Source organism: Kribbella sp. NPDC004875 (genome assembly GCF_042873375.1).
GTDB lineage: Bacteria > Actinomycetota > Actinomycetes > Propionibacteriales > Kribbellaceae > Kribbella.
Map to the genome: position 1 here is coordinate 1,461,297 of NZ_JBIALI010000001.1, position 24,708 is coordinate 1,486,004.

The following is a 24,708-nucleotide window of genomic DNA, read 5'->3' on the forward strand; positions in this document are numbered from 1 at the left end:
GTTGTCAATGACAAGCAGTTTTCGTCAATTCGGGGTGGCGCTCCGGGCACTCCTGGTGTTCACCGTCGTACTGGGTATCGCCTACCCGCTGGTGATGACCGGGGTCTCCCAGGTGCTGTTCCATGGGAACGCCAACGGTTCGATCATCAAGGTGGACGGCAAGCCGGTCGCCTCCGACCTGATCGGTCAGGCGTACACGAAGGACAGCGGTCGCAAGGACGCCGACGGCAAGGCGATCATGGTCGCCGACCCGAAGTGGTTCCAGACCCGTCCGTCCGCGGCCGGCTACGACGCGATGGGCAGCGCGGCCTCGCAGTACGGGCCGAACAACCCGGAGCTGGTCAAGCTGGTCGAAGAGCGCCGGCAGGAGGTCGCCAAGCTCGAGGGTGTCGATCCGTCGCAGGTTCCGCCGGACGCGGTCACAGCCAGTGGCAGCGGTCTGGATCCCGCCATCAGCCCGGCGTACGCCGCTCTGCAGGTCAACCGGGTCGCCCGTGAGCGCGGGCTCCCGGTGGATCGGGTCAAGCAGTTGGTGCAGGAGAACACGACCGGCCGGACGCTCGGCTTCCTGGGGGAGCCGTACGTCAATGTGGTGACGCTCAACGCCGCGCTGGCCTCCAGCTGAGAGCATGTTGGTATGAAGCGCGGGCATCTGCGGGTGTATCTCGGGGCCGCGCCCGGTGTCGGGAAGACGTACAAGATGCTGGGCGAGGGACAGCGCCGCCTCGCCCGGGGTACGGACGTGGTGGTCGGGCTGGTCGAGACCCACGGCCGGGAGCACACCGCCGAGATGCTCGACGGGCTGGAGACGGTCCCGCGGCGCATCCTCGACTACCGCGGCGCCAGCTTCACCGAGATGGATATCGACGCGGTGCTGGCCCGGCGGCCCGAGGTCGCCCTGGTCGACGAGCTGGCGCACACCAACGTCCCGGGTAGCCGGAACGAGAAGCGCTGGCAGGACATCGAGGAGCTGCTGGCCGCCGGGATCGACGTGATCTCGGCGGTCAACATCCAGCACCTCGAGTCGATCAACGACGTGGTCGAGAAGATCACCGGCGTACCGCAGCAGGAGACGGTGCCGGACCGGGTGGTCCGGGCCGCGGACCAGATCGAGCTGGTCGACATGACGCCGGAGGCGCTGCGCCGCCGGATGGCGCACGGGAACGTGTACGCGGCGGACAAGATCGACGCTGCCCTGGGCAACTACTTCCGGGTCGGGAACCTGTCGGCGCTGCGGGAGCTGGCGCTGCTCTGGCTCGCGGACCGGGTGGATGCGGGCCTGCAGCAGTACCGCGCGGAGCACGACATCGACTCGACCTGGGAAGCGCGGGAGCGGGTCGTGGTCGCCCTCACCGGTGGGTCCGAGGGCGAGACCCTGATCCGCCGCGCGGCCCGGATCGCGGCCCGGTCGGCCGGCGGCGATCTGCTGGCCGTCCATGTGGCGCGATCGGACGGTCTGACCGGGGCCAACCCCAGCAAGCTCGCCGAGCAGCGGAACCTGGTCGAGACGCTGGGCGGCACCTACCACCAGGTCGTCGGTGACGACATCCCGGCCGCGCTGCTGACGTTCGCGCGGGCCGAGAACGCGACCCAGCTGGTCCTCGGCGGCAGTCGCCGGTCGTGGTTCGGGTCGTTGTTCACCGGGCCCGGGATCGGTGCCACCACGATCCACGAGTCCGGCGACATCGACGTACACATCGTCACGCACTCGCAGATGGGGCGTGGGCGGCTGCCGCGGCTGCGGGGGAGTCTGTCGCGGCGGCGGCGGATCCAGGGCTTCGTGCTGGCGGTCGTGCTGCCGCCGGTGCTCGCCGTCATCCTCGGGATGGGCGGCGACACGCTGAACCTGACCAGCAATGTGCTGGCCTTCCTGTTCGCGGTGGTCGTGGTCGCGCTGGTCGGCGGGATGTGGCCGGCGATGGTGACGGCGGTCGGTGGGTCGCTGGTGCTGAACTGGTTCTTCACACCGCCGAAACGCACCTTCACGATCGCCGAGCTGAACAACGCGCTGGCGCTGCTGATCTTCGTGCTGGTCGCGGCGATGGTCAGTTCGGTCGTCGACCGCGCGGCACGACGTACCAGACAGGCGGCCCGGGCGGCCGCGGAATCGGAGACTCTGGCGACCTTGGCGGGTTCGGTACTGCGCGGCGAGACCGCGCTGCCCGCGCTGCTCGAGCGGGTCCGCGAGGCGTTCGGGATGAGCGGAGCGTGCCTGATGGAGCGGGTGGACGACGACGAGCTGACGGAGGTCTGGCGGCCGCTCGCCTCGGCCGGGTCGCTGACCTGCACCCGGCCGGAGGAGGCCGACGCGGAGATTCCTGCCCGCGACGATCTCGTCCTGGTGCTGCAGGGCCACCAGCTGGAGGCCGACGAGCGCCGGCTGGTCGGGGCGTTCGCCGCGCACGCGGCCGCGCTGGTCGACCGGGCGCGGTTGAGCGAGGCAGCCGCCGAGGCGAAGCCGCTCGCCGAGGCCGACAAGTTGCGTACGGCGCTGCTCCGCGCGGTCGGCCATGACCTGCGGTCCCCGCTGGCGTCGGCGAAGGCGTCGGTGACGTCGCTGCGCAGCGACGACGTGGAGTGGAGCGAGTCGGAGCGGGCCGAGCTGCTCGAGACCGCGGACGAGTCGCTCGACCGCTTGTCGCGGCTGGTGGACAACTTGCTCGATCTGAGTCGGCTGCAGGCCGGCGTACTGCCGGTGTTCACCCGGCCGATGGCGCTGGACGAGATCCTGCCCGGTGTCCTGGGGGAGCTCGGCGACGACGCCGATCCTGTGAAGGTCGACATCCCGCACACGCTGCCGCTGGTCGAGGCGGACCCGGCGCTGCTGGAACGCGTGGTGGCGAACCTGTTGGCCAACGCGATCCGGTACTCGCCGCCCGGGCGGCCGCCGATGGTCACCGGCAGCGCACTCGGCCCCGCCGTGGAGGTCCGGGTGATCGACCGTGGTCCGGGTATCCCGCGCGCGGACCGGGACCGGGTGTTCGCGCCGTTCCAGCGGCTCGGCGACACCGACAACACCGTCGGCGTCGGACTCGGGCTGGCACTCGCGCGCGGCCTCACCGAGGCGATGCACGGCACACTGACACCCGAGGACACCCCGGGTGGCGGACTCACGATGGTGGTCTCGATGCCGACGGCGACAGTCCCGCCGACCGACATCCCCGTGCCCGGCGCCCGCGAACGATCGGAACGGGAAACCCCATGACCGTGCAGATGCCACGCCTCCGGCGCGGCGGGTCATGGGGCTGTGACTCCCGACCTTCCCTCGTCGCTCCGGTCGCTGCGCTCCCTGCGCTCCTCAGTCCAGGCCGGGAGGCCCCATGACCAGAGTTCTGGTGGTCGACGACGAGCCGCAGATCGTGCGGGCGTTGCAGATCAATCTGAAGGCGCGCGGGTACGAGGTGCATCTGGCGGGGACCGGGACGGCGGCGTTGAAGGTCGCGGCGCAGCATCCGCCGGAGCTGGTGATCCTGGACCTCGGGCTGCCGGACTTCGACGGCGTGGAGGTGATCCGCGGGCTGCGCGGCTGGACCGACGCGCCGATCCTGGTGCTGTCCGGGCGGACCGACCAGACCGACAAGGTCGAGGCGCTGGACGCCGGCGCGGACGACTACGTGACCAAGCCGTTCGGGATCGACGAGCTGCTGGCCCGGATGCGCGCCGTACTGCGGCGCAGCAACATCGCCCAGGACCAGCCGGTCATCAGCGTCGGCGGCGTCGTCGTCGACCTGGCCGCCAAACGGGTCACCCTGGAGACCGGCGAGGACATCCGCCTCACCCCGACCGAGTGGCACCTGCTGGAGGTCCTGGTCCGCAACCCCGGCAAGCTGATGTCTCAGCGGCAGCTCCTGACCGAGGTCTGGGGCCCCGGCTACGAGACCGCCGGCGGCAACCTGCGCTTCTACATGGGCCAGCTCCGCCGCAAACTCGAACCCGACCCCGCCCGCCCCAAACACCTGCTCACCGAACCAGGCATGGGCTACCGCTTCGAGCCGTGACGTCCGTTTCGTTCAAGACGGCGTACGCCGGGCTGCGGGAAGGTTGGCGCATGGACATCTTCACCGCAGGTCGGGACTTTGTACGGCGGGACGCCCGCGTGCTCGAGCGCCGGGTCTTCGCGACGGTCTTCGAAGGGGCCGACGCGCACGGCGTGGCCGACGCGCTGCGTGGTTACCAGAACGCCGACGGCGGGTTCGGGCACGGGCTGGAACCGGACAAGCGCTGCCCGGACAGCCTGCCGCTCGACGTCGAGGTCGCGTTCGACACGTTGCTCCAGGCCGGCGCCCGGGACGACGAGATGGTCCGCCGCGCCGCCGACTGGCTGGGCCGGACCGCCGACGAGAACGGCGCCGTACCGCTGTGCGGTCCCGCGGTGGAGGGTTACCCGCGCGCCGAGCACATCACCGAGTGGACGTACCAGCCCGCTCTGAACCCCACGGCCGGGTTGGTCGGCCGGTTGAACAAGCTCGGCATCGAGCACCCGTGGCGCGACAAAGCCGCCGCTTGGTGCGCCGAGCAGTTGGCCGGCGGACTGCCCGAGGACGCGCACGGCATGGGCGAGGCGCTGCAGTTCCTCGAGCACACCGATGACGTCGACTTCGACCGGATTCGCGAGTGGCTTCCCAAGCTTCAGCACTACCGCGGTGACGCCGCGGACCCGTCGTACGGCGTGACTCCGCTGCAGTTCGTACCGACGCCGGACAGTTTCTGGCGGCCACTCTTCACCGACGAGCAGCTCGAGGCGCATCTCGACCGGCTGCTCGCCGACCAGCAGGACGACGGCGGCTGGGCGATCACGTGGGAGCCGCCGGGACCGGCCGCGACGCTGGAGTACCGCGGGGTGGTTACCGTCGGCGCACTCCGAACACTCAAGGCCTACAACCGGCTGTAGAAAAGGCCCTCCGCCACCGGCGGAGGGCCTTACGCTGTGTTGCCAGGAAGGGGTACCAGGAAGGGTCACCAGGAAGACTTCGTGATCCCGGGCAGTTCGCCCCGGTGGGCCATCGCCCGGAAACGAACCCGGGAGATCCCGGCCTTCCCGACATACCCACGAGGACGTCCGTCGACCGCGTCCCGGTTCCGGACGCGGATCGGGCTGGCGTCCCGCGGCAGCTTCTGCAGCGTCAGCCGCGCCGCCTCGCGGTCGGCCGGCGAAGTCCGCGGATCGGCGATCACGCGTTTCAGGTCGGCCCGGCGCTCGGAGTAGTGGGCGACGGTGCGGCGGCGCTGCTCGTTCTTCGCGATCTTCGCCGTGGTCGCCATTACCGCTCTTCGCGGAAGTCGACGTGCTGGCGGATCTGCGGGTCGTACTTACGGATCACAACCCGGTCGGGACTGTTCCGGCGGTTCTTCCGCGTTACATAGGTGAAGCCGGTGCCGGCGGTACTGCGGAGCTTGATGATCGGGCGGAGGTCGTTGCGCTTGGCCATGCTGTCCTTGCTGTCCTTTCTCGGATCACCTGGCGGGCGACCCTGCCGGTTAGAACGCGACCCGGGTGGCGGCTATTCCTGCTCAGAGGGTACTTTGTATTGGTTATCGTTTTCAACAAGACGGGAGGGCCGATGCTGCCGGTGACCTTGCTGACAGGCCTCGACGAGGGGTTCCTGGGCGCCGTCGCGGCGAATCTGCTGGCCGCCGCCGGCCCCACCGGCGTCCTGGTGGAGTACGACGTCAGCGCGCTGAGCGACGGCTCCGTCGTGCGGATCGCCCGGACGGCGACCGGCGTGATCGACCGTGAGGTGATCACGATGGGCCACCCGTGCGTGTCCTGCGCGATGCGCGGCTCCCTGGTGCAGCTGCTCGCGAGCATCGCCGCCGTCGAGCGGTACGACGCCGCGATCGTGAACGTCCCGGCGGCCGGTGACACGCAGGCGATCGCCACCGAGATCGACGCCGACGCCGACCTGCTGGTGGACGCCGCCGTCACCACGATCGACACGGCCACCGTCGTCGCAGACCTGACCGGTGACGAACTGATCCGTGACCGCGGCATCCCGACCGCGGCCGAGGACGGCCGGGCGCTCGCCGAGGTGATCGTCCATCAACTGGAGTACGCCGATGCCGCGATCCTCACCGGCGACTCCACGGCCGTCGCTGTCTTGCGGGCGATCAATCCCCGGCTCCTGGTCAGGACCACGCCGGCAGGACTGCTCGGCGTACGGCTGCATGTTCCCGGCCGGGTGCTCGAGGCCGGCTCGATCGCGGCGCCGGACGAGCAGACTCTGGTCTGGCAGTCGGGCCGTCCGTTCCATCCGGAGCGGCTGTACGACGCTCTCGAGGACCTGGTCGCCGGGACGGCCCGGGGCCGCGGCACGCTCTGGATCGCGACCCAGCACCGGCACCGGATCGGTTGGGACAGTTTCGGCGCGAACATCTCGCTCGGTGTCCTCGGTCCGTGGCTGGCGGATCTCCCGGCGGACCGCTGGGCCGCCGTCGGGCAGCAGCACCAGGCCCGCTCGGCCCTCGAGTGGCACCCGCAGTACGGCGACCGCGCGTCGTACTTGTCCTTCACCGGGCCCGATCTGAACCTGCGGGAATTACGCAGCCGCCTCGACGGTTGTGTCTTGCGTGCGGACGAAGCGGTCCATCCCCTGACCGACCCGTTCGCTCCCTACTTGGAAGGAAGTACCGCAGCATGAAGAACGGCATCCACCCCGACTACCGCCGGGTCGTCTTCCGGGACAAGTCCGGCAACTTCAGCTTCCTCACCGGTTCGACCCGCGAGAGCAACGAGACGGTCGTCTGGCACGACGGGAACACCTACCCGGTCGTCGACGTCGAGATCTCGTCCGCGACGCACCCGTTCTACACGGGCCAGCAGCGCGTGATGGACACCCAGGGCCGCGTGGAGAAGTTCAAGAAGCGCTACGGCCAGAAGTAACGGTCTGGTCCCTGACGGCCCGCCGCCCCCACCGAGGGCGACGGGCCGTTTCTTTCGTCGCCGCCTTCTTTCGTCTCGGTTTCAGCGACCGAAGATGGACGGCCGGGCGGGGCTGATGGCCTAGCGTCGATCGGGTGAAACGGTCCGCGATCGCGCTCTTCTTCCTCGCGCCGTTCGTCGGGGAGTACCTGCTCGGCAACCAGCCGATCACGGCCCTCGGGTCGATCTTCCTGTTCGCCCCGATGTACGGCGGCGGTGCGGTGCTGATCCGCGAGGTCGCCCGGCGCTTCGGCCTCGGCTGGACCGGGATCGTCGTGATGGCGGTCGCGTACGGCCTGGTCGAGGAGGGCCCGATCGACCAGATGCTGTTCAACCCCGGGTACGTCGGCCTGGACAGCTTCGCCGGGATGGCCGAGATTCCAGGCCTCGGGCTCAGCCTGACGCTGCTCCAGGGGACGCTCACCCTGCACACGATCTGGAGCATCTGCGTCCCGATCGCCCTCGTCGAGGCCTGCGCTCCGGCTGGGCCCTGGCTGCGACGTGGCGGGCTGGCGACGGTCGCCGTCATCTTCGTGCTCGGCTCGACCCTGCTCGGTGTCATGCAGGCCGCCGGCTTCCACTTCGTCGCCTCGCCTGCGCAGTTCATCGTGTCGGGGGTCGTGATCCTCGGGCTGATCGCGCTCGCGTTTGTGCTCGGGCGCCGGACGTCGCGGGTCGCGGACGGGACCGTGCCGCGGCCGCTCGTCGTCGGGCTGACCGGCTTCGGGGTGACGAGTGTGTACTGGCTGGAGTCCGTGTTCTTCCCCGACGGTGTCGGCTCGGAGTGGATCTCGGTCGCCTGGTGGTTCGTCCTGTTCGGGGTGTCGACCACTGTCGTCGTCCGGTGGGCTCGCCGCTGTGCGTGGACCCCGCGCCACACCCTCGCGCTAGCGACCGGCGCTCTCCTGACGTACGCCTGGGCCGGCTTCTCCCACGCCCACGACATGGACGACACCTCGCTTGGAGTCGCCCTGCTCGGCAACACCGTCTTCGCACTGGTCGCGATCGCCATCGCAATGTTCGCCTGGCGGCGGATCTGCGCCACTCACTAACCTCGCCCGGTCGCCTGGTTTCACGCCTGGTTCACGCTTGGGGCCGCGCGGCCGGCGAGAGTTGGTGAGTGCTGGCGGTCCGCACCTGCCGCTGTCTCGGATCTCAGACGGCGAGCCGGGCGCGTCGCTTACCCGCGGGGCGGGCCCGGTTCCACACTGAGGGGATGGAACCGGTCGAGCTCACGGGTGCCGGGCTGACGCCGCTCGAGGCGGTGGCGCTCGGGCAGCGACGTACGGCGGTCCGGCTCGGCGACGTCGCGCGGAAGCGGATGGCGGCGTCGGCGGCCCTGGTGGCCGAGGTGGCCGAACGACGGCCGGTGTACGGGCGGACCACGGGGGTCGGCGCGAACCGCGACGTACTGACGTCCGACCCGGAGCACGGAGCGCGGTTGCTGGCGTCGCACTCGACGACCGGTACGACGTCGTACCCGAAGGACGTGGTGCGGCTCGGGCTGCTGATCCGGGTCAACCAGCTGGCGGCCGGCGGTTCGGGGCTCCATCCCGCGGTGGCCGACGCGATCGTCGGGCTGCTCAACGACGACGACCTGCCGGACCTGCATCGCGGTGGCGCGATCGGGACCGGCGACCTCGGCCCGCTCGCCGAACTCGGGCTCGCGCTCGGCGACGTGATCGACGGGACGAGCGCCCTCCCGCTGTTGTCCAGCAACGCGTTCACGTTGGCCGAGTGCTGCCTCGCCTACGTCGAGGCCTCGACCCTGATCAACGTCGTACCGCTGGTGGGTGCCCTGTCGCATGTCGCGCTGCGCGGCAACGCCGAGGTGTACGACGTCCGCGTCCACGAGGCGCGACCGCAGCCCGGGCAGGTGCGGGTCGCGCGCCGGATGCGGGAACTCCTCGACGGCCTGCCGTTGCCGGCCGCGCGGATCCAGGACCCGTTCGGGCTGCGCGCGTTCGCCCAGGTGCTCGGCCCGGCCGTCGACCATTCCGATGCCTTAGGCAACAGTGTGCGGATCGACATCAACGCGGCCGCGGAGAACCCGCTGGTGGCCGGCGACACCGTGCTGCACAACGGCAACTGGCATGCGATGCCGATCGCCCTGGCGCTCGACTCGCTCCGGCTCAGCCTGCACAGCGTCGCGACCCTTTCGACCACCCGAGTGGCGAACCTGGTCGACCCGGACTACACCGGCCTCAGCCGGTTCCTCGCCAGCGGCGCGGAGGCGAGCTCGGGCGTGATGATGATCGAGTACGTCGCCCACGACGCGCTCGCCGCGGTCCGGTCGTCCGCACAACCCGCGACCCTCGGTACGGCGACCCTGTCCCGCGGGGCGGAACTGCACGCGAGCTTCGCCCCGCAGGCCGCCGCGCTGACCAAGCAACTCCTGGACGCGCTCCGCGAGGTCATCGCCAGCGAGTTCGTCACCGCGGTCCGGGCGATCCGCCTGGCCGGGCTGACGCCTGCCAATCTCGCCCCCGCCGCGATCGGGCCATGGCTCGCCGACGCCCTCGCGGCGCTACCGGGCGACCTGACGGACCGCTCGCTCCGCGAGGACCTGGAGATCGCCCGCGGGGTCCTCACCCAATGGGGCGACCGCCAGGTCGAACACCCGGCAGAATCCGGCTAGAGCTACCCGTGGAGCCGCCGGGTCAGCGCGCTTGCTGCTTGGCGGATCTTGTGGGCCAGGTGCGGGCGGTCGGCGGGTGGTACGGCGTCTGTGCGGAAGGTGACGCTGATGGCGGCGACCGGGTGGCCTGCGTGATCGACGGCGGCGCTCGCGACGGACGCGACGCCGGGAGAGATGAACGAGTCCTCGACGGCGAAGCCCTGGCGTTTCTCGTCCGCCAGCAGACGGCGGAGCTGGGTGAGCGTCTGTGGTCCGAGGTCGGTACGGCGTACGAACGACTCCGGTGACGGGAAGAGCGCGCGGACCTGAGCCGGCGGGAGCTCGGCCAGCAGGGCGCGGCCGGAGGCGGTGAGCGTCGCGGGCAGGCGTACGCCGACGTCGGTCACCAGCGTCACCGGCCGCGGCGGCTGCTCCTTGAGCAGGTACACCAGTTCTCGCCCGTGCAGTACGCCGAGATGCGCGGTCTGCCCCACCTCGTGCACCAATTGCACCAGCAACGGCCGCGCCAACCGCTCCAACGGGTCGTGCCGCAGATAGGCCGACCCGATCTCGAAGGCGGCGACCCCGAGCCCGTACCGCTTCTCCTCGGGCAGGTGCACGACGAACCCCTCGTCGATCATTGCCCGCAGCAAGTGGTACGTCGAGGAGCGTGGCAGCCCGACCGCGGAGGCGATGCGCTCCATCGGCACGGGCCCGGGCTGGGTGGCCAGGAACGTCAGCACCCGCAGCGTGCGGGTCGAGGCGGGAACGTTGCCGCTCACAACGGCAGCGTAACCTCAGATGCCGGACGATTCGCGCTTCTTCGCGCGACTCCGCTGCAACCAGAACCGGAAACCCTCGCCGAGGACCGCGATCACGAACAGGCCACCGGCCACGCCCCAGTCCATGGCTTCCTGCCCGGAGACCAGGAACCCGACGACCAATGACACGACCAGGAAGAACAGCAGCGTGACGGCGAGTCGCTTCACAGCTCCTTCTCCGCGGTCCACGCGCCGGTCGTCTGCCGGTAGCCGAGCCACCGGTTCACCGCGAGCATCGGCTCGTTCGCCGCGTCGTTCCCGGTGGAGGCGACCGTCATCCCGGCGTCTCGTGCCCGGGCGAGCGCCGCGGACTTCGCCACCTTCGCCAGACCGCGCCCACGGGCCGACGGGATCGTCCCGGTCAGGTTCGACCAGATCATCTTCCGGTCCGGATCCGCGGTCGTGGTGACGAACGACAGCACCTGGTCCCCGTCGAGTACGGCGACGCTCAGGTCGCGCCGCCCGTCCGGGTTCTCCCACGAGGTGCGGACCCATTCGTCGTACCCCGGTCCTCCCGACAGCCCGCTCGGGTCGTCGTCACGGACCTGGACCTCGGCGTCGTACACCTGCCGTGGCCGCACCTCGTCGTAGCTGACCACCCGGAGCCCGGCCGGCGGCTCGAGTGGCTCCCGCACCGCGCTCAGGTCGGCGGCGGAATGCGTCATCCGCCGCCCGAGCGTGAATCCGCGCCTGGTGGCGAAGTCCTTCGACTCCTCGTCCTCGCCCACGACCGTCAGCAACCGCTCGGCCCGAACGCCGAGCGCCCGCGACGTGATCGCGGTCGTCAGCGCGCTGCCGATGCCGCGCCGGCGGAACTCCGGCGGCACCTGGATCGTGACCCGCACCCGGGGCGCCTGCGCGTCGATCGCCGGCAGGTAGAGATTGGAATACCCGACCACGTCCGGCCCGTCGACGGCGATCAGGATCTCCCGGCTCCGGTTGTGCCGCAGTTCGATCTCGATCGCGCGCGCCGTCTTCACCAGTTGCGGCATCGCCGCGGCCCAGACCCGGGCGATCCCCACCGCGTCCTCCGGCCCCGCCGTCCGGATCTCGAACACCATGGCAGCACCCTACGGCTACCGAGGGTCGCCACCCCTGTCTCGGACCCGAGACAGAAAGTGGTCCGCCGGTCCTGCCACGGAGCAACCCGGCGCGGTGCAATGTTCGGGTGGAACACACGGTGATTGTCGGCGTCGGACCGCTGACCCCGGCCGACGTGGTCGCGGTCGCGCGGTACGGCGCGCAGGTACGGATCGACGACCAGGCCCTCGAGGAGATCGCGAAGTCACGCGCGGCGATCGAGGCGCTGGCCCATGCGGACACCCCGCACTACGGCGTCTCGACCGGGTTCGGCGCGCTGGCCACCCGGCACATCGCGCCGGAACTGCGGGCCCAGCTGCAACGCAGCCTGATCCGCTCGCACGCGGCCGGCTCTGGCCCCGAGGTGGAGACCGAGGTCGTCCGGGCCCTCGCCCTGCTGCGGCTGTCCACTCTCGCCACCGGTCGTACCGGGGTGAAGGTCGACACCGCGCAGGCGTACGCCGGCCTGCTCAACGCGCACCTCACTCCGGTGGTGCACGAGTACGGCAGTCTCGGATGCTCCGGTGACCTCGCCCCGCTGTCCCATGTCGCGCTGGCGATCCTGGGCGAAGGCTGGGTTCGCGATGCCGACGGCACGCTGCGGGATGCCGGCGAAGCTCTCCAGGCGCACGGTCTGCGGCCGGTCGTGCTGGCCGAGAAGGAGGGCCTGGCGCTGATCAACGGGACCGACGGCATGCTCGGCATGCTGGTCCTCGCGCTGGCCGACCTCGACCGGCTCTTCAAGACCGCCGACCTGGCCGCCGCGATGAGCGTCGAGGCCCAGCTCGGCACCGACCGGGTGTTCGCCGAGGACCTGCAGGCCCTGCGCCCGCATCCCGGCCAGGCCGCGGCCGCGGCCAACCTGCGCGCGATCCTGAAGGACAGCGCGATCGTCGCCAGCCACCGGGGCCCGGACTGCAACCGGGTGCAGGACGCCTACTCGCTGAGGTGTTCGCCGCAGGTGCACGGCGCCGCCCGCGACACGGCCGCGCATGCGGCGACGGTCGCCGGTCGCGAGTTGGCGGCGGCGATCGACAACCCCGTCGTACTGCCGGACGGCCGGGTGGAGTCCAACGGGAACTTCCACGGCGCGCCGGTCGGGTACGTGCTCGACTTCCTGGCGATCGCCGTCGCGGACCTCGCGTCGATCAGCGAGCGGCGTACCGACCGTTTCCTGGACGTCGCCCGGAACCATGGCCTGAACGCGTTCCTCGCCGACGATCCCGGCGTGGACAGCGGGCACATGATCGCGCAGTACACCCAGGCCGCGATCGTCTCCGAGCTGAAGCGGCTCGCCGTCCCCGCCAGCGTCGACTCGATCCCGAGCAGCGCGATGCAGGAGGACCACGTCTCGATGGGCTGGTCCGCCGCCCGCAAGCTGCGCAAGGCCGTCGACGGCCTGCAGCGGGTACTCGCGGTCGAGATCCTCACCGCCGCGCGGGCCCTGGACCTGCGCGCACCACTGGCCCCGGCCCCGGCGACCGCAGCCGTCCGCGATGCCCTCCGGGTGTACGTCGAGGGTCCGGGCACCGACCGGCACCTCGCCCCGGAACTCGAACACTCCGTCCGCCTTGTTGCCGACGGCACCTACCTGACCGCAGCCGAGGCCGTCACCGGCCCGCTCGCCTAGAAAGGCTGGACCACCCATGTCCGGACCACGTCCTGTCCGCGCACCCCGCGGTACCACTCTGACCGCCCGTGGCTGGCAGCAGGAAGCCGCGCTGCGGATGCTGCAGAACAACCTCGACCCCGAGGTCGCCGAGCACCCCGACGAACTCGTCGTGTACGGCGGTTCCGGCAAGGCCGCCCGGGACTGGAACTCGTTCGACGCGATGGTCCGCACCCTGACCACGCTGAAGGACGACGAGACGATGCTCGTCCAGTCCGGCCGTCCGGTCGGCGTCATGCAGACCCACGAGTGGGCGCCGCGGGTGCTGATCGCGAACTCGAACCTGGTCGGCGACTGGGCCACCTGGGAGGAGTTCCGCAAGCTCGAGGCGATGGGCCTGACGATGTACGGGCAGATGACGGCCGGCTCGTGGATCTACATCGGCACCCAGGGCATCCTGCAGGGCACGTACGAGACGTTCGGCGCGGTCGCGGAGAAGAAGTTCGGCGGCTCGCTCGCCGGCACGATCACGCTGACCGCCGGCCTCGGCGGCATGGGTGGTGCGCAGCCGCTGGCGGTCACGATGAACGACGGCGTGGCGATCTGTATCGACGTCGACGAGTCGCGGATCCAGCGCCGGATCGAGCACCGCTACCTCGACGTCCGGGCATCCTCGCTCGACGAGGCGCTGCGGTTGGCCGAGGAGGCGAAGAAGGCCCGCAAGCCGCTGTCGATCGGTGTCCTCGGCAACGCCGCGGTGATCGTGCCGGAGTTGCTGGAACTGGGCGCGCCGATCGACATCGTCACCGACCAGACGTCGGCCCACGACCCGCTGATGTACCTGCCGGTGGGCATCGAGTTCGACGACTGGGCGACGGCACGGGAGAAGGACCCGGCCGGTTTCACCGAGCGCGCGCAGGCCTCGATGGCGCGGCACGTGGCCGCGATGGTCGGGTTCCAGGACGCCGGCGCCGAGGTGTTCGACTACGGCAACTCGATCCGCGACGAGGCGCGCAAGGCGGGGTACGCCCGCGCGTTCGAGTTCCCCGGGTTCGTCCCGGCGTACATCCGGCCGCTGTTCTGTGAGGGGAAGGGGCCGTTCCGGTGGGCGGCGCTGTCCGGCAACCCGGCGGACATCGCGAAGACCGACCGGGCGATCCTCGACCTGTTCGGAGACAACGAGCACCTCGCGCGCTGGATCACGATGGCCGGCGAGCGGGTCGCGTTCCAGGGTCTGCCGGCGCGGATCTGCTGGCTGGGTCAGGGCGAGCGGGACAAGGCCGGCCTGCGGTTCAACGACATGGTCGCCTCCGGTGAACTCGAGGCGCCGATCGTCATCGGTCGCGACCACCTGGACACCGGCAGCGTCGCCTCGCCGTACCGGGAGACCGAGGGCATGCTCGACGGCTCGGACGCGATCGCGGACTGGCCGCTGCTGAACGCGATGGTGAACGTGGCGAGCGGCGCGTCGTGGGTGTCGATCCACCACGGCGGCGGCGTCGGCATCGGCCGGTCCATCCACGCCGGTCAGGTGTCGGTTGCCGACGGCACCGACCTGGCCCGGCAGAAGCTGGAACGGGTACTCACGAACGACCCGGCGATGGGTGTGATCCGTCACGTCGACGCCGGCTACGACAAGGCCGTCGAGGTCGCCGCCGAGCGGGGCGTCCGGGTCCCGATGCGGGAGTCCTGACCACCGTCAGTATCTCTACCGTTACAGTGCACTTTTCCACGGGGTGAGAAACCGTGCGATCGCGTGGTTTCGGTCTTACGGTCCGCTAGGGTCTTTCGGGCGACCGACGACGAGCGCGAAGGGGCGCCATGATCGAGTTCGAGGACGTCACCAAGCAGTATCCGGACGGCACCGTCGCCGTCGACACCCTGTCCCTGCGGATCCCGAGCAACCAGATCACCGTGTTCGTCGGTCCGTCCGGCTGTGGCAAGACCACGTCGTTGCGGATGATCAACCGGACCATCGAGCGGACCAGTGGGACGATCTCGATCGACGGCGAGGACATCAACGCCAAGGACCCCGTCACGTTGCGCCGCGGCATCGGTTACGTGATCCAGAACGCCGGCCTGTTCCCGCACAAGACCGTGGTGGACAACATCGCTACCGTGCCGAAGCTGCTCGGCTGGGACAAGCGCAAGGCGCACAGTACGGCGATGGAGCTGCTGGAACGCGTCGGCCTGGACCTCAAGATGGCCGAGCGGTACCCGGCCCAGCTGTCCGGTGGCCAGCAGCAACGAGTCGGTGTCGCCCGCGCGCTGGCGGCCGATCCGGCGATCATGTTGATGGACGAGCCGTTCAGCGCGGTCGACCCGATCGTCCGCCACCAGCTCCAGGAGGAGCTGCTGCGGCTGCAGCGCGACATCGGCAAGACCATCGTGTTCGTCACCCACGACATCGACGAGGCGATCAAGCTCGGCGACAACGTCGCGGTCCTCCAGGTCGGCGGCAAGCTGGCCCAGTTCGCGCCGCCGGCCGAGCTGCTCGCGCATCCGGTCGACGACTTCGTCCGCGGGTTCGTCGGACAGGACCGCGGGTACCGCGCGCTGACGTTCGTGCATCCCGACGACCTGCCGATGAAGCCGGTGCCCGAGGAGCTCGAGCTGAAGGACGGCGTACCCGTCGGCTGGCGCAACGGATCGCAGGAGCTGCTGCCGCTCGGCGCGGTCTACAAGCGCGGCGACTCGTTGCGCGCGGCACTGGACGCGGTCCTCACCTCACCCACCGGCCGTGGGGTCTGCGTCGGCGACGACGGCAAGGCCATCGGCGTCATCGACCAGGCAACCGTCGCCGAGGTGCTCCGGTCATGACGGCACATATTGCCGCGCCTCCGGCACGGCGGTCATGGGGCTTTGCCTCCTGGCCTTCCCTCGTCGCTTCGGTCGCTGCGCTCCCTGCGCTCCTCAGTCCAGGCCAGGAGGCCCCATGACATGGATCAACGACAACCTAGGGCTGATCTGGGAGCAGCTGCGCGAGCATCTGTACCTGGCGATCGTGCCGGTGATCCTCGGGCTGATCATCGCGGTGCCGTTGGGGTACGTCGCGACGCGGTACTCCTGGCTGGCGAACCCACTGGTCGCCTTCGGCGGCGTCCTCTACTCGGTGCCGTCGATCGCGTTGTTCATCGTGCTGCCGGCCGTCCTCGGGACCAAGGTGCTGTCCACGGTCAACATCATCGTCGCGCTGACCATCTACACGGTGTCCCTGCTGATCCGCAACGTGATCGACGGACTCCGTTCCGTACCACCCGACGTCCGCCAGTCGGCGATCGCGGTCGGGTACGGCGGGTTGCACCGGGTGATCGCGGTCGACCTGCCGATCGCCGTACCGGTGATCTTCACCGGACTGCGGGTGGTCACCGTCGCGAACATCTCGATGGTCAGCGTCGGCGCGGTGATCGGCATCGGCGGACTCGGCGAGCTCTTCACGCTCGGCTTCCAGAAGGACTTCCTCACCCCGGTCGTGGTCGGCGTGGTCCTCTCCCTGGCCCTGGCCCTGCTGGCGGACCTGGTGCTGGTGCTTCTGCAGCGGGTACTGACTCCTTGGGCCCGGGTAACCGCGCCGGTGGCGGAGGTGGCGTGACATGTGGCAATACCTGACCGACTCGTACAACTGGTCCGGCAACGAGGGCATCTGGGCCCGGATCCTCGAACACCTCTGGTACACGTTTGCCGCCCTCGGAATCTCCGTGCTGATCGCGATCCCGATCGGGCTGCGGATCGGGCACACCCGGCGGGGCACGTTCCTGGCGATCAACCTGGGGAACGCGGCGCGGGCGCTGCCGAGCCTCGGCCTGCTGATGGTGGCGGTGCTGCTGACCAACCAGATCGGCTTCCTCCCGGTGCTGATCGCCCTGGTCGCGCTGGGTGTGCCGCCGATCCTGGCCTCGACGTACGCCGGGCTGTCGGGTGTCGATCCGGCCACGATCGACGCCGCGCGGGGGATGGGCATGACCGGGCGCGAGATCCTGACCAAGGTGGAGATCCCGATCGGGCTGCCGCTGATCATCTCCGGCATCCGCAGCGCGACCCTGCAGATCGTCTCGACCGCGACGATCGCGGCCCTGGTGTCGCTCGGCGGCCTGGGGCGGTACGTGATCGACGGGCTGAAGCTGCGGGACTTCCCGCAGATGTTCACCGGCGCGCTGCTGGTGGCGCTGATGGCGCTGGTGCTCGACGCGGTGTTCGCGGTGGTCGGGCGGATCACCGTCTCGCCCGGTCTCAAGCTCGGGTGACGCTCTGCTGACCCCCTGCTGACTGTCTGCTGACCTTGCTGAACTGTCCGACGAACCTGATGAACTTGAGATGCATCCATCGGCACCGGCCGGTGGCTGAACGAGAACACTGGAGGCTCTCGTGTTGAGATCCACACTCATCCGTACTGCGATCGCCGGGGTGGCGGTGCTCGGCCTGGCCGGTTGTGGGGGTGGGGGCGACCAGCTCGGCGACAACAACGCGGGCTCCTCACCCGCGCCGTCGAAGGTGAGCAGCATCACCGTCGGGTCGGCCGACTTCTCCGAGAGCCAGCTGCTGGCGGAGATCTACGGTCAGGCGCTCGCCGCCAAGGGCATCGAGGTGAAGAAGAAGCCCAACATCGGCAACCGCGAGACCTACATGGCCGCGATCAAGGACGGGTCCGTCGACCTGGTGCCGGAGTACACCGGCGCCGCGCTGGCGTACTTCGACAAGAACTCCACCGAGACCGATCCGCAGAAGGCGTACGACGCGCTGAAGAAGGCGGTGCCGTCCGGCCTGGAGATCCTGCAGATGTCGCCGGCGGCGGACGAGGACACCGTGGTGGTGACCAAGGAGACCGCGGCGAAGTACAACCTGAAGTCGATCGCCGACCTGAAGGGCAAGAACCTGGTCGCCGGCGGCAGCTCCGAGTTCAAGGTCCGGACCGCCGGGCTGAAGGGCATGAAGGAGAAGTACGACGTCGACTTCAAGGACTACAAGACCCTGGACGCCGGTGGTCCGCTGAGCATCAAGGCGCTCGAGGACAACACGATCCAGGTCACGGACCTGTTCACCACTCAGGCGGTGATCAAGGAGAAGGGTTTCGTGCAGCTGGAGGACCCGGAGAACATCCTGCCGCCGAACAACATCGTTCCGTTGATCCGGACCGACCACAAGTCCGACGACGTCGTGAAGACGCTGGACGCCGTGGACGCCAAGCTCACCACCGACGCGCTGACCGACCTGGTCAAGCGGATCGACGCCGGCAAGGAGAGCGCGGACGCGGTCGCCAAGGACTGGCTGTCGAAGAACCCGTTGTCGTGAGCCGGCCTTGAGTTTCGAAGCACTGTGGGCCGACGAGTCCGCGATCGGCCGCGACGCTGACAGTGGCGGCTACACGCGCGGCGGCTGGACGCCCACCGAACGCGAGGCGACGCACTGGTTCCTGGACCAGTGCGCCGCCCGCGACCTCCCCGTCGAATCCGACGGCATCGGCAACCTGATCGCCTGGTGGGGTCCGTCGGACGGTCCGGGGATCGTGACCGGAAGTCATCTGGACTCCGTGATCGATGGCGGGGCTTTCGACGGGCCGCTCGGCGTGGTGTCGGCCCTGGCGGCCGTGGACGCCTTGCGACGTGAGGGTTTCGAGCCCTCGGCGCCCATCGGCGTGGGTGCTTTCGTGGAGGAAGAAGGGTCGCGGTTCGGGATGCCTTGTCTGGGGTCCCGGGTCGCGGCCGGGGTTCTCCCGGCTGACAAGGCGCTGGCGTTGAAGGATCGCTCCGGCGTCGGGCTCGGCGAGGCGTTGGAGAAGGCCGGGATCGATCCGGCCGGTGTCGGACCGTCGCCGCTGCTGCAGCGGATGGGGACGTTCGTCGAGCTGCACGTCGAGCAGGGCCGCGGCCTGACCGCGCCGGTGGGCGTGGCCAGCTCGATCTGGCCGCACGGGCGGTACCGGTTCACGTTCACCGGTGAGGCCAACCACGCCGGTACGACGTTGATGGAGGACCGGCACGACCCGATGCTCACCTACGCGATGACCGCGCTCGCCGCCAACAAGCAGGCCCGGCTCGCCGGTGCCCGGGCGACGTTCGGCCGGGTCGCGGTCGAGCCCAACGGCACCAACGCCGTACCGTCGCAGGTGACGGCCTGGCTGGACGCGCGGGCCGCTGACACCGCGACCCTCGAACTGTTGCTCGCGGCAATCACGAAGCAGGCGACCGAACGGGCCGAGCGGGACGGGACCGCGGTCGAGGTGACGCCCGAGTCGGTGTCGCCGATCGTCGACTTCCCGGCCGGCCTGCGGGACCGCCTGGTGAACGTGCTCGGCGGCGCGCCCGTGCTGCCGACCGGTGCGGGTCACGACGCCGGCGTGTTCTCGGCGGCGGGCATCCCGACCGCGATGCTGTTCGTCCGCAACCCGACGGGCGTCTCGCACTCACCGGCGGAGTACGCCGAGATGGACGACTGTCTCGCGGGCGTGGAGGCACTGGCCGCCGTACTGAAGGATCTCGCGGGGTGACGACGTACTGGTGCGAGACTGCTCTCCTTCCGGACGGTCTCGCGGAACGAGTCCTGGTGTCTGTCGAGGGCGGTCGCTTCACGTCGGTCGAGGCAGGCGTGGATCCCGCGGGCGCGGACGTACTGCGCGGCCTCGTCGTGCCCGGTCTCGCGAACTGTCACAGTCACGCCTTCCACCGCGCGCTCCGCGGCCGGACGCAGACCGGGCGTGGCACGTTCTGGACCTGGCGCGAGCAGATGTACGCCGTCGCGTCCGCGCTCACGCCGGACACCTACTACGACCTCGCCCGCGCCGTGTACGGCGAGATGCTGCTCGCCGGCATCACCGCGGTGGGGGAGTTCCACTACCTGCATCACGCGCCCGGCGGCCGGCGGTACGACGACCCGAACGCGATGGGCGCCGCCCTGATCGCGGCCGCGCAGGATGTCGGCCTGCGGATCACGGTGCTCGACACCTGTTACGTCGCGGGCGGGATCGAGCAGCCGCTGAACGACGTACAGCAGCGGTTCAGCGACGGGGACGCGAGCGGCTGGGCCTCGCGGGTCTCGCAGTTGACGGGCGGCGATGATGTGGTGATCGGGGCGGCTGCGCATTCGGTGCGGGGCGTTCCGCAGGACCAGATCGGGGCGGTCGCGTCGGCGTTTCCCGACGTACCGCTGCACATTCACCTGTCCGAGCAGGTCGCGGAGAACGAGGCGAGTCTCGCGGCGTACGGGCGGACTCCGGCGCAGGTCCTCGACGAGGCCGGCTTCCTGAGCGGACGGACGAGCGCGGTGCACGCGACCCACCTGACCCCGGTCGACATCGGGCTGCTCGGGAGCTCGGCGTCGTACTCCTGCTTCTGTCCGACGACCGAACGCGATCTCGCGGACGGCATCGGGCCATCGGTGCAACTGCGGGATGCGGGGTCGCCGCTGACGCTCGGGTCGGACAGTCACGCGGTGATCGATCTCTTCGAGGAGATGCGGGCGGTCGAGCTGAACGAGCGGCTCGCGACCCAGGAACGTGGCCATTGGCCGGCGGCCGAGTTGTACAGAGCGGCGACGGCCGACGGGCATCGGTCGATCGGCTTCGAGGATGCGGGGATGATCGAGGTGGGCGCTCGCGCGGATCTGGTCGCGCTCCGGCTCGACAGCGTGCGGACGGCGGGCACCGGCGGGACCGTCGAGACCGCGGTGTTCGCGGCCGCGGCCGCCGATGTCACCGACGTGGTTGTCTCCGGCAAGCATCTGGTTGCGTCGGGCAATCATGTGAGCATTGACGTGCCGGCCGCGTTGCGTGCATCCATTGCGGCGGTGACGGTATGACGTCACTCCTGCTGACCGGCATCGGTTCGCTGGTGACCAACGATCCCGCGCACGGCGGCGTGCTCGGTGAGCTGCACGACGCGGCGGTCGTGATCGACGGCAGCACGATCGGCTGGGTCGGGTCGCGGCGGGCCGCGCCGGCGGCGGACGGGGCGATCGATCTCGGCGGGCGGGCGGTGATCCCGGGTTTCGTCGACGCGCACTCGCATCTGGTGTTCGCGGGTGACCGGGCCGAGGAGTTCGCGGCCCGGATGACCGGTACGCCGTACTCGGCCGGCGGCATCCGGACCACGGTGGCGGCGACGCGGGCGGCCACCGACGAGCAGCTGACCGCCAACGTGTCCAGGCTGGTGACCGAGATGCGCCGGCAGGGCACCACGACGGTCGAGATCAAGTCCGGGTACGGGCTGACGGTCGCGGACGAGGCGCGGGCGCTCGAGATCGCGCGGCAGTTCACCGCGGAGACGACGTACCTCGGGGCGCATGTGGTGCCGGCCGAGTACGCCGACGACCCGGCGGGCTACGTGTCGCTGGTGACCGGGCCGATGCTCGACGCCGCCGCGAAGCACTCGAAGTGGATCGACGTGTTCGTCGAGCGCGGCGCCTTCGACGCGGACCAGGGTCGCGCGATCCTGCAGGCGGGCCTGGCCCGCGGGTTGCAGGCCCGAGTCCACGCCAACCAGTTGGGCGAGGGGCCCGGCGTCCAACTCGCCTGCTCGATGGGCGCGGCCGCCGCGGACCATTGCACTTATCTCACCGACGCCGACGTCGACGCGCTTGCCTCCACGGGCGTCGTCGCCGGTCTGCTGCCCGCGATCGAGTTCTCCACGAGGTCGCCGTACCCGGACGCCCGTCGCCTCATCGACGCCGGCGTCACCGTGGCCCTCGCCACCGACTGCAACCCCGGCTCCGGCTACTCGTCCTCGATGCCGTTCTGCATCGCCCTCGCGGTCCGTGAGATGCACATGACCCCCGCCGAAGCCCTCTGGTCCGCCACCGCCGGCGGCGCCGCCTCCCTCCGCCGCCCCGACATCGGCCACCTCACCCCCGGCGCCCAGGCCGACCTGGCAGTCCTCGACGCCCCGTCGTACCTCCACCTCGCCTACCGCCCCGGCGTCCCGCTCGTGAACCGGACGTTCCTCGCGGGACGACCGCTGTAGCGGACCTCCACGCCATCGCAATCAGGCCTACGCAGCGACTTCCCGCCTGCCCAATCCCCGCCCCGACAGATTGTGATGGCCTGGAGATCCGGCCGTGGCATCCCACAGGCTGTCTGCCACCCACTCCCGGTCGAACATCACGTCCTCCCAGGAGAACCGCAGGAGTCGCCAGCCCCGGAGGGTGAGGCCGACGTGTCGCCGGCAGTCCCGGGCCAGCGCCGCGCGGGTGCCATGGAAGGCGAAGCCGTCAGTCTCGGCGGCGATCCGCAGCTCCGGGTTGGCGAGGTCGATCCGAGCCGAGAAAGTGTCGTCGCGTACGACGACCTGCGGCTCGAAACCCGGAATGCCGGCCTCGATCACGATCGCCCGGAGCGCCGACTCCAAGGCCGACTCCGCGCGCCCGTCGGCAGCAGCCGCCACTCGCCTGGCGCGCCGGCTACCCGGCCCACGCAGTTCGGCCGCGGCGACTATCAGCTGCGAACGATCGACCGCATGCCGTCGAAGCGCGGAGTCGGCGATCGCGAGACCCTCGGCGAACGAGAGCGTTCGGGCGCAGTCGAGGATCGTCCGGAGCTTGGTCGTGCAGTGGCCGTCGGCCGGGACGCCGTCTGCCCAATGCATCTCACAGCCGACCGGGCTCAGCCGGCGGTGCTGCCCACGAGGGACCGTGATCTGTGGTTGGCCGGGCAGCTCCAGGACGTCGAACCCATGGAGCGCGGCCGCGCTGTGATGTGACACCACGCCACCCTGGGCGCGCGCGGCGGCGATCGGGTCGGGTGCGGCCGGGAGCGCGTAGACGCCCTTCGCGATACGACGGATCGTCCCGCCGGCCAACGCGGACCGGATCGAGCGACCGGAGACCACGGCACGCAACTCCCCGAACGTCGCCGTACCGTCGCGGCGGAGCAGCACATCGACAACCTCGGGCATGTGCTCGATGGTCCCGCACGACCTCGCCACGCCGCCGGACTTGTCCACAGGCGGATCTCCAGGCCATCACAATCGCCGCGTTCCGGCACCCGCGAGCGTGTGCGCACGCTCGCGAGCTGATTGTGATGGCCTGGCGGTTCGCGGGAATTCGGATGCGCTGGTGTGCGTGAGACGTCAGGCTTGGGACATGGACGTTCAGGGAAGTCTTCGGGCGGCGTTTCGGTGGGGGTCGGACCGGGGCGCGTGAAGTTGGTATGCCGACCTCACCGTGTGGTGGCGGGACGCTGACTTGTTGCGGGCGATCGGTCCGGCGTTGGCGGGGCTCTATGACGAGACACCGACGGTGGTCCTCGGGCCGGTGTCGCGGGGGTCGCTGGTTGGTTCGCTGACTGCTACGGCGGTGGGCGTGGGGTTCGTGGAGATGCGCAAGGACGCGCGCTCGTCGTACGACAGCGATCGGTGGGTACGGCGGACCACGGGTCCCGACTACCGGGATCGGCACGAGGTGTTCGGGTTCCGGCAGGGGCTGATCGCGCCAGGTGATCACGTGCTGATGGTCGACGACTGGGCTGACACGGGTATGACTGCCCGGACCGCTCGGGAGCTGGTCGAGGACTGTGGGGCGCACTGGATCGGTGCGGCTTGCATCGTCGACGGGCTGACGGATCCGCGGCTGCGTCACGATCTACCGCTGCGGGCGCTGCTCGACGTACGACAGCTCTAGTGCGTGCCTTGGTACAGGCCGGGTGGGGCGTAGGTGCGCGCGGCCTGGTCGAGAGCTGGGACGAGGTCGGTGTTGGGGCCGAGCGGGATGACGAGGTGCCCGCTCGGCTCCTGGTGCGCGGCGAGCTGGGGGTGCCGGTTCAGGAAGTCGGGCGCGGCTGGGATCAGCGCGAGCCGGATGTACTGCCCGTAGACCTGCGGCACCGTCGTCTGCGCGTTCCGGACCATGTGCTGGGAGGTCAGTACGGCGAGGCCCGCGAGCTCGCCCCAGTAGCAACCCCACGAGCCGGTCCGGTCCTCGTAGCGGAGCCCGTTGGGGTCGAAAACGAAGCGACGCGGTCGGGTCAGCGTCCGCAGTTTCACGGCGGGGAGGCCGCCGATGAGCAGCAGGATCACCGCCAGCACCAGGAACGTCACCCGGATGCTGCCGCCGGCCAGCACGCTCAGAACCAAGCAGACCGCCGCGGCCACCCCCAGGCCGACGATGCCCTTGACGATGGTGCGGCTGTTGCCGGACGAGACGTCGATGGCGATGCTCATCGCCCCGACGCTAGCGGTTCAGGCGGCCAGTTCCTTGGAGAACAGAGTGGTGTCGGCGCCGTTCGGCAGCTGTTGCCGGCCGACCTCCTGGTACCCACCTGCGGCGTGGAAGGACAGTGCGCCGCTGTCGGCGGGAACGGCGGCGACGGTGCGATCGAACGGCCGGGCGGCGCGTTCGACGGCGCGGTAGACCTTCGACGCGATGCCCTGGCGGCGGTGCCCGGCAGCGATGACGATCCGCTCGACGAGCAGGAAGCGGTCGGCGTACGTCCGGGTGAAGGACTCGAACGCCAAGCCGTCGTACGCCGAGCCGGGGGTGAAGGTGAGGACGAAGCCCGCCGGGGTACCGTCCAGGTCGACGACGGCGGCGTGGGCGGCGATCAGGCGGAGCCAGTCCAGGCGGTCGGCCCCGAGCGGCTCGACCTGACCTTCGGCGGTGGCGTTCAGGGCGAGCACCGCGGCGATGTCGGCGGCGGTCATCGGGCGGAGTTGCACGTGACCAGCGTCGCACGGAAAGC

Annotated in this window: 26 protein-coding genes; 18 read left to right on the forward strand and 8 right to left on the reverse strand. The window is 70.2% G+C overall.

Annotated features, from left to right (window positions below):
- Position 1 precedes the first annotated feature (1 nt).
- From kdpC to ACFYRH_RS07060, 4 genes are all read left to right on the forward strand, one after another.
- Positions 2-625: a potassium-transporting ATPase subunit KdpC gene (kdpC, locus tag ACFYRH_RS07045; RefSeq protein WP_387769391.1), complete on the forward strand. Its 624-nt coding sequence runs from the start codon at positions 2-4 to the stop codon at positions 623-625.
- Between the two features lie 12 nt (positions 626-637).
- Positions 638-3,205: a DUF4118 domain-containing protein gene (locus ACFYRH_RS07050; RefSeq protein ID WP_387769394.1), complete on the forward strand. Its 2,568-nt coding sequence runs from the start codon at positions 638-640 to the stop codon at positions 3,203-3,205.
- 115 nt (positions 3,206-3,320) lie between these two features.
- Positions 3,321-3,998, forward strand: coding sequence for a response regulator (locus ACFYRH_RS07055; RefSeq protein ID WP_387769397.1), 678 nt, complete (start codon positions 3,321-3,323; stop codon positions 3,996-3,998).
- A 50-nt stretch (positions 3,999-4,048) separates the two neighbouring features.
- On the forward strand, positions 4,049-4,891 hold the full coding sequence (locus ACFYRH_RS07060) for a hypothetical protein (protein ID WP_387769400.1): 843 nt from the start codon (positions 4,049-4,051) through the stop codon (positions 4,889-4,891).
- A gap of 65 nt (positions 4,892-4,956) precedes the next feature.
- On the opposite strand, the gene rpsN is transcribed toward ACFYRH_RS07060, so the two are convergent.
- Together rpsN and rpmG are read right to left on the reverse strand one after the other, a co-directional pair.
- Complete coding sequence (rpsN, locus tag ACFYRH_RS07065) at positions 4,957-5,262, reverse strand: 30S ribosomal protein S14 (RefSeq protein WP_387769403.1); 306 nt, start codon at positions 5,260-5,262, stop codon at positions 4,957-4,959.
- Positions 5,262-5,429: a 50S ribosomal protein L33 gene (rpmG, locus tag ACFYRH_RS07070; protein ID WP_387769406.1), complete on the reverse strand. Its 168-nt coding sequence runs from the start codon at positions 5,427-5,429 to the stop codon at positions 5,262-5,264. The genes rpsN and rpmG overlap by 1 nt, the downstream gene beginning before the upstream one ends.
- A 132-nt stretch (positions 5,430-5,561) precedes the next feature.
- On the opposite strand from rpmG, the gene ACFYRH_RS07075 reads away from it, so the two are divergent.
- From ACFYRH_RS07075 to ACFYRH_RS07090, 4 genes are all read left to right on the forward strand, one after another.
- A complete protein-coding gene (locus ACFYRH_RS07075) occupies positions 5,562-6,638 on the forward strand; it encodes a GTP-binding protein (protein ID WP_387769409.1) in 1,077 nt (358 codons plus the stop codon).
- Positions 6,635-6,880 (forward strand): type B 50S ribosomal protein L31, encoded by a 246-nt coding sequence (locus tag ACFYRH_RS07080; protein WP_387769412.1) that lies wholly within the window; start codon positions 6,635-6,637, stop codon positions 6,878-6,880. The genes ACFYRH_RS07075 and ACFYRH_RS07080 overlap by 4 nt, the downstream gene beginning before the upstream one ends.
- Positions 6,881-7,014: 134 nt before the next feature.
- Complete coding sequence (locus tag ACFYRH_RS07085) at positions 7,015-7,971, forward strand: hypothetical protein (RefSeq protein WP_387769415.1); 957 nt, start codon at positions 7,015-7,017, stop codon at positions 7,969-7,971.
- A 164-nt stretch (positions 7,972-8,135) separates the two neighbouring features.
- Entirely contained in the window at positions 8,136-9,557 is a 1,422-nt protein-coding gene (locus ACFYRH_RS07090) for an aromatic amino acid ammonia-lyase (RefSeq protein ID WP_387769418.1), read from the forward strand.
- Between the two features lie 2 nt (positions 9,558-9,559).
- Here the strand turns inward: ACFYRH_RS07090 and ACFYRH_RS07095 are convergent, their stop codons facing one another.
- Genes ACFYRH_RS07095 through ACFYRH_RS07105 form a run of 3 tightly spaced genes read right to left on the reverse strand, consistent with a single transcriptional unit; the run spans position 9,560 to position 11,418 of the window.
- Positions 9,560-10,318 (reverse strand): IclR family transcriptional regulator, encoded by a 759-nt coding sequence (locus ACFYRH_RS07095; RefSeq protein WP_387769421.1) that lies wholly within the window; start codon positions 10,316-10,318, stop codon positions 9,560-9,562.
- A 15-nt stretch (positions 10,319-10,333) separates the two neighbouring features.
- Complete coding sequence (locus tag ACFYRH_RS07100) at positions 10,334-10,525, reverse strand: hypothetical protein (RefSeq protein ID WP_387769424.1); 192 nt, start codon at positions 10,523-10,525, stop codon at positions 10,334-10,336.
- Positions 10,522-11,418 (reverse strand): GNAT family N-acetyltransferase, encoded by an 897-nt coding sequence (locus tag ACFYRH_RS07105; protein ID WP_387769427.1) that lies wholly within the window; start codon positions 11,416-11,418, stop codon positions 10,522-10,524. Before ACFYRH_RS07105 ends, ACFYRH_RS07100 begins: the two co-directional genes overlap by 4 nt.
- A gap of 107 nt (positions 11,419-11,525) precedes the next feature.
- Here ACFYRH_RS07105 and hutH point away from each other — a divergent pair, with 107 nt between their 5' ends.
- The 9 genes from hutH to hutI all read left to right on the forward strand — a co-directional run bounded on the left by hutH (position 11,526) and on the right by hutI (position 21,997).
- Complete coding sequence (gene hutH, locus ACFYRH_RS07110) at positions 11,526-13,067, forward strand: histidine ammonia-lyase (RefSeq protein WP_387769430.1); 1,542 nt, start codon at positions 11,526-11,528, stop codon at positions 13,065-13,067.
- Positions 13,068-13,083: 16 nt separating this feature from the next.
- Positions 13,084-14,739, forward strand: coding sequence for a urocanate hydratase (gene hutU, locus ACFYRH_RS07115; protein WP_387769433.1), 1,656 nt, complete (start codon positions 13,084-13,086; stop codon positions 14,737-14,739).
- Between the two features lie 128 nt (positions 14,740-14,867).
- A complete protein-coding gene (locus ACFYRH_RS07120) occupies positions 14,868-15,866 on the forward strand; it encodes an ABC transporter ATP-binding protein (RefSeq protein ID WP_387769436.1) in 999 nt (332 codons plus the stop codon).
- A 115-nt stretch (positions 15,867-15,981) separates the two neighbouring features.
- Positions 15,982-16,638, forward strand: coding sequence for an ABC transporter permease (locus tag ACFYRH_RS07125; protein WP_387769439.1), 657 nt, complete (start codon positions 15,982-15,984; stop codon positions 16,636-16,638).
- 1 nt (position 16,639) lies between these two features.
- Positions 16,640-17,290 carry an ABC transporter permease gene (locus ACFYRH_RS07130; RefSeq protein ID WP_387769442.1) on the forward strand — a complete coding sequence of 217 codons (651 nt, stop codon included), beginning with the start codon at positions 16,640-16,642 and terminating at the stop codon, positions 17,288-17,290.
- A gap of 121 nt (positions 17,291-17,411) precedes the next feature.
- Positions 17,412-18,335, forward strand: coding sequence for an ABC transporter substrate-binding protein (locus ACFYRH_RS07135; protein WP_387769445.1), 924 nt, complete (start codon positions 17,412-17,414; stop codon positions 18,333-18,335).
- Positions 18,336-18,342: 7 nt separating this feature from the next.
- Positions 18,343-19,530 (forward strand): allantoate amidohydrolase, encoded by a 1,188-nt coding sequence (locus ACFYRH_RS07140; RefSeq protein WP_387769448.1) that lies wholly within the window; start codon positions 18,343-18,345, stop codon positions 19,528-19,530.
- Positions 19,527-20,837, forward strand: a complete 1,311-nt coding sequence (locus tag ACFYRH_RS07145) for a formimidoylglutamate deiminase (RefSeq protein ID WP_387769450.1) — start codon at positions 19,527-19,529, stop codon at positions 20,835-20,837. Before ACFYRH_RS07140 ends, ACFYRH_RS07145 begins: the two co-directional genes overlap by 4 nt.
- Positions 20,834-21,997, forward strand: a complete 1,164-nt coding sequence (hutI, locus tag ACFYRH_RS07150; RefSeq protein WP_387769453.1) for an imidazolonepropionase — start codon at positions 20,834-20,836, stop codon at positions 21,995-21,997. The genes ACFYRH_RS07145 and hutI overlap by 4 nt, the downstream gene beginning before the upstream one ends.
- A 27-nt stretch (positions 21,998-22,024) precedes the next feature.
- On the opposite strand, the gene ACFYRH_RS07155 is transcribed toward hutI, so the two are convergent.
- Positions 22,025-22,927, reverse strand: a complete 903-nt coding sequence (locus ACFYRH_RS07155) for a DUF559 domain-containing protein (RefSeq protein ID WP_387769456.1) — start codon at positions 22,925-22,927, stop codon at positions 22,025-22,027.
- 292 nt (positions 22,928-23,219) lie between these two features.
- Here ACFYRH_RS07155 and ACFYRH_RS07160 point away from each other — a divergent pair, with 292 nt between their 5' ends.
- Positions 23,220-23,651 (forward strand): phosphoribosyltransferase family protein, encoded by a 432-nt coding sequence (locus tag ACFYRH_RS07160; protein ID WP_387769459.1) that lies wholly within the window; start codon positions 23,220-23,222, stop codon positions 23,649-23,651.
- Here the strand turns inward: ACFYRH_RS07160 and ACFYRH_RS07165 are convergent.
- Both ACFYRH_RS07165 and ACFYRH_RS07170 read right to left on the reverse strand, forming a co-directional pair.
- A complete protein-coding gene (locus ACFYRH_RS07165) occupies positions 23,648-24,190 on the reverse strand; it encodes a hypothetical protein (protein WP_387769462.1) in 543 nt (180 codons plus the stop codon). The genes ACFYRH_RS07160 and ACFYRH_RS07165 overlap by 4 nt on opposite strands.
- A gap of 18 nt (positions 24,191-24,208) precedes the next feature.
- Complete coding sequence (locus ACFYRH_RS07170) at positions 24,209-24,685, reverse strand: GNAT family N-acetyltransferase (protein WP_387769464.1); 477 nt, start codon at positions 24,683-24,685, stop codon at positions 24,209-24,211.
- Positions 24,686-24,708: the final 23 nt, after the last annotated feature.